This is a genomic window from Caballeronia sp. TF1N1 (assembly GCF_022878925.1).
GTDB lineage: Bacteria > Pseudomonadota > Gammaproteobacteria > Burkholderiales > Burkholderiaceae > Caballeronia.
In genome coordinates this window covers 1315271-1328916 of sequence record NZ_CP084626.1, presented here as the reverse complement: position 1 = coordinate 1328916, position 13646 = coordinate 1315271, and the positions used below count along the sequence as shown (strand labels likewise).

At 63.0% G+C, this 13646-nt stretch carries 12 protein-coding genes; 5 read left to right on the top strand and 7 right to left on the bottom strand.

Annotated elements, in window-relative coordinates; translation table 11 throughout:
* The first annotated feature begins 109 nt into the window (after window positions 1–109).
* From LDZ28_RS06120 to LDZ28_RS06110, 3 genes are all read left to right on the top strand, one after another.
* Window positions 110–1846: a ClcB-like voltage-gated chloride channel protein gene (locus tag LDZ28_RS06120; protein ID WP_244827804.1), complete on the top strand. Its 1737-nt coding sequence runs from the start codon at window positions 110–112 to the stop codon at window positions 1844–1846.
* Window positions 1847–2073: 227 nt separating this feature from the next.
* Entirely contained in the window at window positions 2074–2337 is a 264-nt protein-coding gene (locus LDZ28_RS06115) for a hypothetical protein (protein WP_244827803.1), read from the top strand.
* A 30-nt stretch (window positions 2338–2367) separates the two neighbouring features.
* The gene (locus LDZ28_RS06110; protein ID WP_244827802.1) at window positions 2368–2610 is read left to right on the top strand and encodes a DUF2795 domain-containing protein; all 243 of its coding nucleotides are present in this window, start codon (window positions 2368–2370) and stop codon (window positions 2608–2610) included.
* 328 nt (window positions 2611–2938) lie between these two features.
* Here the strand turns inward: LDZ28_RS06110 and LDZ28_RS06105 are convergent, their stop codons facing one another.
* Window positions 2939–5311, bottom strand: a complete 2373-nt coding sequence (locus tag LDZ28_RS06105) for an AsmA family protein (protein ID WP_244827801.1) — start codon at window positions 5309–5311, stop codon at window positions 2939–2941.
* Window positions 5312–5460: 149 nt separating this feature from the next.
* Between LDZ28_RS06105 and LDZ28_RS06100 the strand changes: the two genes are divergently transcribed.
* Together LDZ28_RS06100 and fetB are read left to right on the top strand one after the other, a co-directional pair.
* Complete coding sequence (locus LDZ28_RS06100) at window positions 5461–6168, top strand: ATP-binding cassette domain-containing protein (RefSeq protein WP_244827800.1); 708 nt, start codon at window positions 5461–5463, stop codon at window positions 6166–6168.
* A complete protein-coding gene (fetB, locus tag LDZ28_RS06095) occupies window positions 6165–6980 on the top strand; it encodes an iron export ABC transporter permease subunit FetB (RefSeq protein ID WP_244827799.1) in 816 nt (271 codons plus the stop codon). Before LDZ28_RS06100 ends, fetB begins: the two co-directional genes overlap by 4 nt.
* 17 nt (window positions 6981–6997) lie before the next feature.
* On the opposite strand, the gene LDZ28_RS06090 is transcribed toward fetB, so the two are convergent.
* The 6 genes from LDZ28_RS06090 to LDZ28_RS06065 all read right to left on the bottom strand — a co-directional run bounded on the left by LDZ28_RS06090 (window position 6998) and on the right by LDZ28_RS06065 (window position 13583).
* Window positions 6998–7471, bottom strand: a complete 474-nt coding sequence (locus LDZ28_RS06090) for a VOC family protein (protein WP_244827798.1) — start codon at window positions 7469–7471, stop codon at window positions 6998–7000.
* Window positions 7472–7493: 22 nt separating this feature from the next.
* Entirely contained in the window at window positions 7494–7961 is a 468-nt protein-coding gene (locus LDZ28_RS06085; RefSeq protein ID WP_244827797.1) for a VOC family protein, read from the bottom strand.
* A gap of 118 nt (window positions 7962–8079) precedes the next feature.
* Window positions 8080–10017: a response regulator gene (locus LDZ28_RS06080; protein ID WP_244827796.1), complete on the bottom strand. Its 1938-nt coding sequence runs from the start codon at window positions 10015–10017 to the stop codon at window positions 8080–8082.
* An 86-nt stretch (window positions 10018–10103) separates the two neighbouring features.
* The gene (locus tag LDZ28_RS06075; RefSeq protein WP_244827795.1) at window positions 10104–10568 is read right to left on the bottom strand and encodes a response regulator; all 465 of its coding nucleotides are present in this window, start codon (window positions 10566–10568) and stop codon (window positions 10104–10106) included.
* A gap of 22 nt (window positions 10569–10590) precedes the next feature.
* Window positions 10591–12957, bottom strand: a complete 2367-nt coding sequence (locus LDZ28_RS06070; RefSeq protein ID WP_244827794.1) for an ATP-binding protein — start codon at window positions 12955–12957, stop codon at window positions 10591–10593.
* Window positions 12954–13583, bottom strand: coding sequence for a biliverdin-producing heme oxygenase (locus LDZ28_RS06065; protein WP_244827793.1), 630 nt, complete (start codon window positions 13581–13583; stop codon window positions 12954–12956). Before LDZ28_RS06065 ends, LDZ28_RS06070 begins: the two co-directional genes overlap by 4 nt.
* Window positions 13584–13646: the final 63 nt, after the last annotated feature.

The window sequence follows — 13646 nt, the reverse complement described above, 5'->3', positions numbered from 1 at the left end:
CTTCGATAGCCGGGCTTTTTTTCGCGCGCTCGAAAGTGGACGGATGATGCGCAATGCTATCCTTGCGTCGGCCTTATTCCATTTGCTTCTAAGCTTTCCACAATAATCCGTGCTTTCGTTCCTGCTTCGGCTGCGCACGCGCGCTCAACAACTCTTCCGTTTGTCGGATGCGCACACCATGCTCATCTGGGCAGTCGTCGTCGGCGTTGCGGGCGCGTTCGCGACATCGGCGTTCCGTGAAGGCATCGATTCGCTGCAACGGGCGTTCGGCGGCGAACCCGGCAACTTCGTCAAGATGGCCGAAAGCCTGCCGTGGCCGCTGCGTATCGTGTTGCCGGCGGCGGGCGGGCTCATCGCGGGCTTCTGTCTGATCGTCGCACGGGTTCGTCAAGACAAGCACGCGAACACGGATTACATGGAAGCGGTGACCATCGGCGATGGCGTCGTGCCCGTGTGGCAAAGCATCTGGCGCAGCCTGTCGTCGCTTTTCACGATCACGAGCGGCGGCTCCATCGGCCGCGAAGGGTCGATGGTGCAGCTCGCAGCGCTCGCTTCATCGCTTATCGGACGCTGGGTCCACTTCGATCCGCCGCGCCTGCGACTGCTCGTGGCGTGCGGCGCGGCGGCCGGGATCACCTCCGCATACAACGCGCCGATCGCGGGCGCGTTTTTCGTCACCGAAATCGTGCTGGGCTCCATGGTCATGGAGAGCTTCGGGCCGATCGTCGTGTCGTCGGTCGTCGCCAACATCACGATGCGCGAGTTCGCCGGGTATCGGCCGCCTTACCAGATGCCGGTGTTTCCGCCCATCGCGGGCCTCGAAGTGCTGCTCTTCGTCGTGCTCGGTTTGCTGTGCGGCGCGCTCGCGCCACACTTCCTGCGGCTGCTCGCAGAGTCGCGCAAGCGCTTTGCGAAGTTGCCGCTGCCCTTGCCGATTCGTCTCGCGCTCGGCGGACTGATCGTCGGCGTCATTTCGATCTGGTGGCCCGAAGTCTGGGGCAACGGTTATGAAGTGGTGAACTCGCTTCTGCATCAGCCGTGGACGTGGTCCGCGCTCTTGCTGGTGCTCGTCTTCAAGCTCCTCGCCACCGCCGCGACGGCCGGCTCGGGCGCGGTAGGCGGTATCTTCACGCCCACGCTTTTCGTCGGCGCCGTGCTCGGCTGTCTCTTCGGTCTCGGCGTTCACGCCATCTGGCCGCATTCGACTTCACAGCCATTCGCCTACGCCATGGTCGGCATGGGCGCGTTTCTCGCCGCGGCCACGCACGCGCCGCTCATGGCGATCCTCATGATCTTCGAGATGACGCTGTCCTACTCGGTGGTGTTGCCGCTCATGCTTTCGTGCGTGGTGGCGTATTTCATTGCCCGAACCTCCGAACAGACGTCGATGTACGAAGTCACCCTGCGTCGCACGCGCGAAGAGAAGGAGCGTCTGCGCCTCGCGGCCACGCAGATGCGCGAACTCGTCAAGCCGCCCGATACCGTCGTCCCGCTCGATGCAAACGTGAACGACATGACGCGCGTGTTCCTCGAATATCCCGTGAAGTATCTGTATGTCGTGGATGACGCGGGGCGCTTTCGCGGTGTGGTCGCACTCAAGGACATCACGTCCGATCTTCTCGACAAGCAAGACACATCCGCGCGTACCGCCGCCGATTACCTCCAGCCGCAATTCGACGTGCTCACACCCGACATGTCGCTCGGCGAAGCACTGCAGCACTTCCTCGCATTTCAGGGCGAGCGGCTTCCTGTCATCGAAAAAAAGAGCGAGCCGCTGCTGCTCGGTGTCGTGTACAAAACCTCTCTTCTCGACGCATACTTCCGTCTGAATCCGACGCAGCGCTGAAAGTGCGCGGCTGTGCAATTTCGCGGCGCATGCCGATCCGCAACGCTGGGTGGAAGCGGATTATTCATAAGTTAGAAATCACGCGAAGTGTTTGCGCGCGAGCACCGCTCGTTGCGCCCGTGTGAGGTCTGCTTCATTGGCATCCACGCATGAACGGTGCGCGAGGGACGTTTCGGCATAGGCTTTGCTTGATGCTTCTCGCTGCCTACGTGAGGAGGGGTTGCCCGATGAAGACCTCAACGTTGTTGACGATGGCATTGGTTTCGGCGTCGTGTTACGCCGCGCCTCTGCACACGAGTTCGACAGACGATTCGGCCGTAGTGGCCGCAACGCGCGCTGCCTTGCGTGTGAACGCCGGGCCGGTCGCGCCGCCCGCGCCCGAAATCGCGGCAGATAGTCTCGACCACGCGCACTGGCGTCATGTGCCGCTGCCGAAATCGCGTACGCCGAGTCACGGTATGGCAAGCCAGACCATTCAGGTACAGACCTGAAGCGCTCACTTCTTCATCTACAGGAATTCCATGTCGAATACACCCGGGACTCAGAGCCTGAACGACGAACCCATCGACGATGAAATCGCCGAAGTCCTGCGTTATGCCACGTTCCCAGCCAACAAGGACGCACTAGTGAATGCCGCGCGCGAAGCCGGTGTCAGCAACGATGTGGTCGCTGTCTTCGATGGTCTGCCCGAGCAAGACTATAAGGATGCGAATTCCGTCGAGCAGTTGCTCGGAAGCAATGGCGGTCCGGGAATCTCGGTCTAGGAAGGGCGTCTCGAAGAGCCGAAGTTGTCCCCAGCAATTGGGGACCACCCTGTTGAAAACCCGCTGTGAACTCGTCTAAGCATTTGAAGCGCAACGAAAAACACCGTGCGCTTCAAGTCGCGCCAACCTGCCCCTCTGCATAACTTATCCCCCGCAAACGGGGAAATGCCTGTGGAAAAGCGCTTGGCGACTCAGCTAATTTCTTGATTCTGTTCGCAAAACGCCGTGCGGCGCGGATCAGGTCATGCGCTACGTGTCAAACGAATAGCTCGATCCTTGCCCGACTTGTCCACAGATTCTGTGGACAAGCCTGTGCAGTACGTTGCTCTTAGCTTCCGCGATACTGCGCCGCACTGGCCGGCGCGACCGGCGCGGCCTTCTTCGCCGGCGGCTTGGAAGCCGAGCCCGCGGCCGCACCCGACGACATATAAGCCGGCACCGCCTTGGTCGTCTGCTTCTGTCCGGCAGGCGGCGCTGTTGGCGCATTGCGCATGTCGGCCAGCATCTGCGCGCACGGCAACGGCTTGTTGTTGCTCGGCTGGATCAGCGGGATCAACGCGGCAAATGGGTTGATGAGTCCAAGACCGACCATCGCACCGCCGCGCACCGCCAACGCGCCGACATTCACGCCAACCTTCGGGTCCTTGAACGTGCCCTTCACATACAGCGGCGAACGCAACGAAAAGATGCGGAAGCCCTTCGTATGCGGATGAATCCCCAGATCCATCTGTTCGCTCTTCAGATTGATGTTGCCATCGACGTTGATGACCGCGTCGTCGGTATCGAGTGCGAAGACGCGCGAGTCGAGCACGCCATCCGTGACGACGAAATCGGTCGCGGCGCAGTTGATGTTCACATCGCGCTTGCCGAAGAGCTTCTCGTAGACGACGTTCGCCACGTTCAGGCCCGCCGCTTCCATGTACAGCCGGCTCACGGTGCCCTGCGTCACGAGCGCCTTGATCTCGCCGTTGGACGTTGCAGCAAGCGCGGCGGGCGAATTGCCGGTGGCGGACAACGCCGCGTCGCCGTTCACTTCACCGAGCGCGGATTGCATGGTCTTCACGGTCGGGAACAGCTGCTTGAGCTTCAGATGCCGCGCCTCCGCCGACACGCGTCCCTTAAGGGGCGCCGCACTGCCATCGAGATGAATGTTCGACGAGAACGCGCCGCCCGCCACGCCGAACTTGAGCGGTTCGAATGACAGCACGCCATCCTTCATCACGACGTGCGTATAGAGATCCGTGATCGGCAGGTCGGGGTCCTTGATGATGCGCTGACCGGTGAACTTCACGTCGGCATCGATGGCCTTCCAGCGATCGGTCTTGAACTCCTCGGTCGGCAACGCCTTCGCCGACGGCTGCTTTTCCGTCTCGCCGCGCTTGGCTTTGCTCGCGTTCGAATCCGCACCGATGATCGGCGCGAGGTCCGCGAAACGCAGCAGATGCGACACGAGTTCGCCCTGAAGCAGCGGTCGCGGCTTCCTGCCCGCATAGACGAGCGAGCCGTTGATGTCGCTGCCACCCACGCGGCCCGTGAAGTTCTCGTAGTGGAACACGTTGCCGTCTTCCTTGAATTGACCGGTGAGGCGCCCTTCCGTGGCAAAAGGCGGCGTTTCCGGCAGCGTCACGCCCGTGAACGGATACAGATGCGCCATGCTGACCGCCTGAATCCACAGCCGCAGATCGAGCGCCGCGAGATGAGCGGGATCGGTCACGGTGCCGACGAACGCGATATGCGTGTCCCCCAGGCGCACATCGGCCTGAACGGGGAACGGGCGCGCCGCGTCCTGCACCGCGAGCACGCCGCCGAGTTTGCCGTCGCCGGAAACCTTGCCGCCGTTGTAGGTGCCCTTGACCGTCCAGCCGAAGGCATACGGCGGAATCGGCGGCTTCACGCCTTCTTTCGTCGTGATGCTCTGATTGGCCGACGTACTCGCCGGATTCGGCGCCGATGCATTCGCCGCCGCAGCCGCGGATGCTGCCGAAGCAGCGGACGCCTCCGAAGCCGCCGCTGCATCCGTCTGCTTTTCCAGCTTGGCCGCGCCGCTCTTGCCGACCATCTCCGCCGACGATTTGCTCGACGCCTCCTGTTGCTGCTTCATCACTTCGCCGATAGGCACGGCCTGGCCGAGCGTATCGATATCGACCTGCATCTCGGCCTTGGTCACTTCGTCGTGCACGCCGACCGTGCCTTTTGCAAGCGAGATATCGCCGAGCTTGAGATTCCACGTCGAAGGTTCGGTGGACTGCTTGAACTTGAACGTCCAGTTGTTGCGGTTGTCCTTGAGCCGCTCGACATCGATGGAAGGATTCACCAGATTGATTGCGGGAATGACGATGTCGTGCGCGAGCAGCGGCAGGACGGCCACCTGAAAGTCGATTTCGTCGAGCGTGGCGAAATACTGGTTGCGCGCCCAGTCTGGGTTGGCGACGGTGATCTTTTCAGCCGAGAAGCGCGGCCACGGCACCCAGCGTTTCCAGCCCGTTTCGTTAGGCGGACGGCGCCAGCCCACCTTCAGGTCGCCGGTAATATGGAACTGCCGCCCAATGGCTTGCGAGACTTTGTCATCGACCCACGGCCTCAGGCGATTCCAGTCGAACGTCAGGAAAATAACCACGATCACCGCTATCAGTACCGCCAGAACGGCAAAAAACCATGCGACGATCTTTCCGATTTTTCTGCTCGTGCGGGCCTGCGCCATGACCTCTCCATCCATTTTTTCTGATTGTGTGTGGCGCAGCACAGAGTGTGCCCGCGTGACGGTCGACGTGTGTCATGCGCGCCGCATGTCATGGGCAACGTCCGGCCTTTTCCGTAAGATGACGGCTCGATAACGCCCCACGAGGCCCGATGCCTTCTTCTTCACTCGTCGCAACCGTTGGCGTCGCACGGCGCGATACCGCGCGCGGCACCGTCCTTTTGCATCCCACGGATTTCGTGCTGAGCGAAGGCGAGCGCGCCGCGATCACGGGACCGTCGGGATCGGGCAAGAGCGTCTTTTTGCGTACCCTCGCGCTGCTCGATGCCTGCGACGAGGGTTACGTGACGTGGCGCGGCGAGCGTATCGCGCGCGCGGGCATTCCGGCTTATCGACGACGCGTGGCCTATATCGCTCAACGGCCCGCGATGCTGGACGGAAGTGTCGAGGACAACCTGCGTTATCCGTACACACTCAAGGCTTATCGCGATGCCCGTTTCGATCGCGCGATGGCCACGCAACTCGCGGAAGCGGCGGGACGCGGCGCGGACTTTCTCGACAAGGCCGCAAGCGAGTTGTCCGGCGGTGAGGCGCAGATCGCCGCGCTCGTGCGTGTACTGCAACTCGCGCCCGACGTGCTGCTGCTCGACGAGCCCACGGCATCGCTCGATCCGGCTTCGGCGCGTTCGATCGAAGCGCTGGTCAACGCGTGGTTCGAATCGGCGGACAAAGCGGACGGCAAACCGGGCAACAAGCGCGGGAGCATCTGGGTATCGCACGACCCCGAACAGGCCGCGCGCGTGGCCACGCGTCATTTGTCGATGAACGCGGGCGTCCTCACCGAAGCGAGCGCGCCATGAACGGTTATCAAAACCTCAGTCTCCTCGATATCGCGCTTGCGGCGGCGCTGATCGTGGTGAACGGCGCGTTGTCGATCGCGCTCAATCTCGGGCTCGAACGCAAGCTCGCGATCGCGGCCATACGCACCGTCGTTCAATTGCTGCTAATAGGCTATGTGCTCGGCTGGGTGTTTGCCTTCAGCCGGTGGTATGTCGTGCTGCCGCTCATGGCGTTGATGACCATCATCGCGGGATTGTCCGCTTCGAATCGCGGACGGCGCACCTACGCCGGACAACGCGCCGACAGCATCGTGTCGATCTGGGCGAGTTCGTGGCTGATCGGCGCATTCGGGCTGTTCGTCGTGATCCGCATTCATCCGTGGTACGAGCCGCAATACGCCATACCCATTCTCGGCATGATTCTCGGCAATACGCTCACAGGCGTGTCGCTCGGCATCGAACGCATGACGGAGGAACTGACCGCCGGACGCGCGGCCGTGGAGATGTCGCTCGCATTAGGCGCGACGCGCTGGGAAGCCGCGCAAGGGCCCGCGCGGCAGGCCGTGCGCGCGGGCATGATTCCGACGCTCAACCAGATGACCGTCGTGGGCCTCGTCAGTCTGCCGGGGATGATGACCGGTCAGGTGCTGGCGGGACAATCGCCATTGCAGGCGGTGCGCTATCAGATCGTCATCATGTTTCTGATCGCCGCGGCTTCGGCGCTCGGCGTGGTCGGCGCAGTCGTGTTGACGTATCGGCGGCTGTTCTCGCCGGATCACCGCTTCATGGCCGCGAAGCTCGTGGAGAGGAAGGCGAAGAAGCGCTCTGCCTGAAGCGCTTCCTTTTCGCGTCACGCTCCGCGATATGCCCGCTCCAGTTCGTCGAGGTCAAGCTTCACCATCGTTCTCATCGAGGTCATCGTGCGATTGGCCTTGTCCGGGTCGGGGTCCTGCAGCATCTTGAGCAGCTTTCTCGGCGCGATCTGCCACGTCACGCCGAAACGGTCCGTGAGCCAGCCGCAGGCCATCGCCTGGCCGCCTTCGAGAAGCTTGTCCCAGTAGCGGTCGATCTCGGCCTGACTGTCGCATTTGACGAACAACGACAGGGCGGGCGTGAACTTGAATTCTGGGCCGCCGTTGAGCGCCATGATGTCTTCGCCTTCCAACTGGAACAGAACGGCGAGCACGCTGCCCGGCGTGCCCGGACTGGCCTCGTTATGCAGCATGGTTTCAACCATGCGTGCGTCCTTGAACACGCTCAGATAGAAATCGACGGCCTCCTGCGCGTTGCCGTCGAACCATAGGCATGGCGATATCTTGTTCATGAGTCTCTCCTTGAAAGGCGCGTTATTCGCGCGGCGCGGTCATCGCCTTTTGCATGTCCTCGGGGCTCACGTCGCGTACGTGCGATGCCAACGACCACTGATGCCCGAACGGGTCGACGAGCCGGCCGTAACGGTCGCCCCAGAACATCTCGGCAACCGGCATGGTGACTTCGGCGCCGGCATCGATGGCCTGCGTGAATGTGGCATCGACATCTTCGACATAAAGGTGGATGGTCACCGGCGACCCTTTGATCGCCTTCGGGCCGAGCATGCCGAAGGTCGGGTTCTCGTCGACGAGCATCAGCACCGAATCGCCGATCTTGACCATGGCATGCATGAGCTTGCCGTCCGGTCCGGGCAGACGGCCCAGTTCGACGGCGTTGAAGGCGCGCACGTAGAAGTCGATCGCCTCCGCCGCGCCCGCGCACGTGAGGTGCGGGGTCAGCGAACGCATGCCAGGCGGAATGGGGTTGACGGCGGGTGTGGACATGGCTGGCTCCGTAGAAGTGACGAGACGCGCCGGGAATCGGCGCCGCTCTCCTACCCTACAACGTGCAAGCCAGGCGTCAATCGACATCGATCCGGACTTCGGCCGGATTTTTTGCAGCTCAGGCGTCCGGCGTTTCGGCCAGCGTCTGAATGAGCCCTTCGAGCCGCGAAAAGTTGACGGGCTTCGTCAGATGATCCCGAAAACCTGCTTCCCGGCAACGTCGAATGTCTTCGTCCATGCCGTAGCCCGTGATGGCCACGGCGGGCTTGTCGGGCTGTAGCTCGCGCCACGCGCGCGCGATGTCGAGACCCGTGCCATCCGGCAAGCCGATGTCGCTCACGAGAAGATCGAACGACGCCTCCTTCGCGCGTTCGAGCGCAACTGCCACCGTGCTGGCGACAGTAACGACGTGACCGAGCATCTCCAGCACTTCCGCCATCGCCGATGAAGTCTGCTCGTTGTCCTCGACGAGCAATACGCGCAGCGAACGGCCGTGTTCGTGCCGCTTTGCCTCGACGAGCGGCTCGGCCTCGTGCTGCGGCTCCATTTTCGCGAGCGGCAACGTGAGCGTGAAACGCGCGCCCGCATCGCGGCCTTCGCTGTAGGCCGAGAGCGTGCCGCCATGCTTCTGCGCGAGCGTGCTGGCGATAGCCAGGCCCAAGCCCAGCCCGCCGAAGGAACGCGTGATGGAATCGTCGGCCTGTTCGAACGCGGAAAAAATGCGCGGCAATGCTTCGGCGCTGATGCCGATGCCGCTATCCGTCACCGATACCGCGATGGTCGCGCGATCCGGATTCCACGTCCGTACTTCGAGCCGCCCGCCCGCCGGGGTGAACTTCACCGCGTTCTTCATCAGGTTCCAGACGATCTGCTGAAGCCGCGCGGCATCGCCGAAAACGACGAACTGGTGCGCGTCGAAGCGCGTGTCGAGCGTGAGATTCTTCGCGCGCATATCGGCTTCCGACATGTCGAGTGCACTCGTGAGCAAGGTATCGAGCGCGACGCTCGCGAAATTCAGACTCAGCTTGCCGCGCGCGATGCTCGTCAGATCGAGCAGATCGTCGATCAGACGCGCCTCCAGTTCCACATTGCGGCGAATCAGTTCGAGCGTGGGATGTGCCTCGTGCGACAGCGAATGCTTCATTTCGAGCAGACGCACGGCGGCGAGAATCGGCGTGAGCGGCGTGCGCAATTCATGCGACAGCACCGCCAGGAAATGGTCCTTCGCGCGATTCGCGGATTCCGCCTGATCCTTGGCGAGCCGCAAGGCATCGGCGGCCATGTGAGCGTCGGTGGCGTCGCGCACGATCTTCGAGAAGCCGATCAGTTCGTCGTTTTCCGTGCGGATGGCCGTGGTCACGCCCGAGGCGAAGAACGAGTGGCCGTCCTTGCGCCACAGCCAGCGGTCGTCGCTGGCGCTGCCCTCGCGCCGCGCGATGTCGAGTTCGTCCTCGAATACGCCAGTTTCGCGATCTTCCTGGTTATAGAAGATGCTCGCGCTCTGGCCGAGCACGTCTTGCGCCGGAAAGCCGAGAATGCGCTCCGACGCCGCGTTCCACGTGCGAATGCGCCCTTCCGGGTCGAGCGTGATGACGGCGTAGTCCTTCAGCGCGTCGATCAGCATGCGAAAGTGCGTCTCCGTCTCGCGCAGCGCGCGCTCCACCGCAATGCGTTGCGCACGCTCGTCGCTCTCGCGCATGGCGCGGCGCACCACCGCGGGCAGCCGTTGCAGACGCTGCTTCAGCACATAGTCGGTCGCGCCGCGTTTGAGCATGTCGACGGCGTGTTCTTCGCCGAGCAGCCCGGACACGAAGATGAACGGGGTATCCGGCGCGCGCTCGCTTGCGATGCTCAGCGCCTCGATGCCGGAGAACGTGGGCATGACGAAGTCCGCGAGGATCACGTCGAAGCGCTTGGCGGCGAGCTCCGCGATGAAGTTCGCCGAGTCGTAGACGATGGACGCATCCACCGCGTAATCGGCGCGCTCGAGCTGAGCGATGGTCAGCTCCGCATCGAGTGCGTTGTCTTCCACGAGAAGCAGATGCAGGGGCTGCATGGTCTAGGCGGCCTCGCGAGAAAACGCGCGGCGGCGCACGATGCGGTCGATATTGGCAGTCACGAAGTTCACGAGGTTCACGTCGGTCATTGCGCGGACGGCGGTCGGCGAAAGCGCGTGGAACCCGGCGGCGGCTCGTTGAGCACGGCCCAGAACACGCCGAGATCGCTGATCGCCTCGACGAATTCAGCGAACTCCACGGGCTTGACTACATAAGCATTGACGCCGAGTTCATAGCTGCGCACGAGGTCCTGCTCTTCGCGCGAGGACGTGAGCATGACGACTGGCACGCTTTTCAGAACCGGGGTCGAGCGGATCGTGTCGAGCACTTCGAGCCCGTCGATCTTCGGCAGTTTCAAGTCGAGCAAAATGACGGCGGGATTGCCCGGCGTGCGCTCCTTCCAGTCGCCTTCGCAAGTGAGATAGTCGATAGCTTCCTGACCGTCGCGCGCGATGATCACTTCGTTCGCAAGCTGGCTTTTGTCCAGCGCCACGAGCGTGAGTTCGAGGTCGTTCGGATTGTCTTCGACAAGCAAAATCGGTTTAAGCATGGTCTGGTATTGACGCTGATATTCAGGTTCCCGACGGCGCGCCGGAACCCAGGCGGACGCCTTCGCGGCCCGTGACATGTCGAAACACGACCGGCAGGGAGAAATAGAATACCGCGCCTTCTCCGAGCCGCCCTTCCGCCCATGTGCGTCCCTCGTGCCGTTCGATGATCCGCCGCACGTTGGCGAGGCCGATACCGGTGCCCTCGAACTCCTCCGCGCGGTGCAGCCGCTGGAACACGCCGAACAGCTTGGCTCCATATTTCATGTCGAAGCCGACGCCATTGTCCCGTACGCCGACGATGTACTCGTCGCCGCTTTTCTGGGCGAATATCTCGATTTTCGCCGATTCTCGCGTTCTCGTATATTTCACCGCGTTCGAAATGAGGTTGCGCAGCGCCAGTTGCAGGAAGGCGGCGTCGCCCGTGATGCGTGGCAGATCGCCGATGATCCACTCGATCCGGCGCTCGGAGGCATCCATTTCGAACTCCCGCACGATCACGCCGACGAGCTGGTTTAGATCGACGGGAGCGGGTCTGAGCGCCGCGCGGCCCATCTGCGAGAAGGTCAGAAGATCGTCGACGAGCGTGCCCGCGAAGCGCGCCGAATCCAGCATGTTGTTCAAAAAACGCCGGCTCTTTTCCGACATGCGCTCGCCTTCCAGTTCGCGCAGCAGATCGCCGTAACCCGCGATATGGCGCAGCGGCGCGCGCAAGTCGTGCGATACCGAATACGAAAACGCTTCGAGCTCCTTGTTCGCGCGCGCGAGTTCGGTCGCGAGTTCCGCGCGTTCCTCGGCACGGCGCAGCACGATATTCAGAAGCGCGCCGCGCAATTCGTTGGCGATTTCGATCTCGCCCTGACGCCACATGGCGGAATGCCCGCGCACCGTTTCGAGCCAGGGACTGAAGCTCGTGCGCGGGGCGCTGGCGCCTTCCGCGTCGCGAATCTTGACCGGCTCGCCCGCCCACTTGATGGTCTGCATCACCTCGGGGCGAAACCACAGCAAATAGTTGCGGAAGATCTGCGATACCGGCACGGCGAGCACGCCGCACGCCTTGTCCTCGTGCGCCTTGGCAGGCGGCCATTCGCGCGCGAGCGAGTCGCTTGCCCACACGCCCGTGGTGTTTTCCGCGAGCCAGTGCGTGAGCGCGCGCACCGTGTCTTCATCGGGCGTCGCGCCCATGAGCGTGACGTTTTCATCGAAGACGATAGCCGCGCCCGCCGAACGCGCGAAGCCCAGTACGTCCTTCGGCGCCGCCTGCAAGCCGGCCACGAAATTGGTGTGCTCGCCCATCGCGCTGACGAGACGGCCCATCGTGCGACGCAGCTCGGCGAGATATTCGCCCTCGGCGCGCTCTTCCTTTGCCTCGATCTGCAGCGACAGCATGTGCCCCAGATGTTCGACCGCCAGCCGTGTATTGAACGACACGATGCGCGGATCGTGATCGTGACAGGAAATGAGGCCCCACAAGCGCCCGCGCACGACGATCGACACCGACATCGACGCATGCGTATTCATGTTGCGCATGTATTCCAGATGCACGGGCGAGAAGCTGCGCAGCGTGGCGTAAGTGAGGTCAGTCGGGCGGCCGGTCAGCGGATTGAGCGCCGGCACGAGGCGCGCGGGGCGATAGTTCACATCGGCGACGAGGCGAATCCGGTGCCGCATATACAGCGCGCGCGCCTGACGCGGAATGTCGGAAGCCGGAAAGAACTGATGCAGAAAGGACGCGTAGCTTTCGTCGCGATTTTCCGCGAGCACATGACTGCGGCCTTCCTCATCGAAGCTGTAAAGCATGACGCGACCGAAGCCGGTGATCGCGCGGACTTCTTGCACGGCGAGTTCCGCGAGTTCCTGCACGGTGCCGGCATCCTGCAAACCGCGCGCGAACGTGCGCACGAGCGGATACATGGACGCGAAAGCGGCGTCGCCGATTGCGGCCGTTTCCATCTCGACGATGAGCGCGCCTTCATGGCGATGCACCGTGACATCCAGGCGCACGGAAGCGTGGTCCGCTTTGGCGGCATCCACCGGGCCGACGTAAAGCGGCGCGTCGTCGATCTCCGCCGTCGCGGCGGCTTTCGCGATGCGCTTGGCGCCCACATCGCCCAGCACTGTTTCGAGCGATTCGCCAGGCAGCGTCTCGATGTCCCGGCCCGTGAGCGCAGCCAGATTCTCGCTTGCCTGCAGAATGCGCAGAGCGTCGTCCAGCACGAGCAGATAGCCATGCGGCTGGATGCCACCGGGTGCATGGATGGGCTCGGCGTCGCAGTCCTTGCTCGCAACGCCGGAGTCGAGCGTCAGGCGGCGCGCGACGGCATCCGGCGGACCTTGCGAGTCGCCGTGAAAGGACGCAGAACCGGCTGGTCCGCTTGCCGCCTCGCTCATGTGGCCACTCCGCTCACGGCCTGCAGGTCTTCGACCTCCGCGGATTCCGGGCACAGCCACGCATGCATGCTCTCGAAGGTCGCGATGGCGGCATGCACGGCTTCGTCGTATTGCGCCTCGGGCACCGTCGCCGCGGCGGTCGTGCGGAAGGCGTTCCACATGCTGCCGGTGTGCGAACCGTAACCTTCGAAATAAGCGTTGCCGAAACCGGGTTCGAGATCGAGCAGCTTGGCAACATGCGGCGCGATGAAACGCCCGCCCAGGGTCGAGCCTTCCATCACGTACATGGAGCCGATCGCGCTCGCGACGCTCTTGATCTGCGGCAGATCGTAAAGCGCGTGAGCGCGCGGGACCGAACCCACGGGCACGCGCTCGCCCGTGAGCACGGCGAGATCGGCGGCGATGAGCGGCGCCTTGCGGCGCTCATCGAAAAATACTTGCAGCGACTCGGGCATCTGCGCGCCCGCGACGTCTTCCCACGGCGCGATGTAGCCGTAGAAGCGTTCGAGCAGCGCAATGTATTCGGCGCGTTGCAGGCTGTCCTGCATGAGGTCGAGCGCGTTCTCGAGCCGCGTATGGCATACGGCGGTTTCGTTCTTGAGCCGGGACAATAGATCTTGGGACATGTTCCGTCGGGTTGGCTGAGGACGCTATGGATGTTCAAGCAAGCAAACGAGGCTTGCATCGGA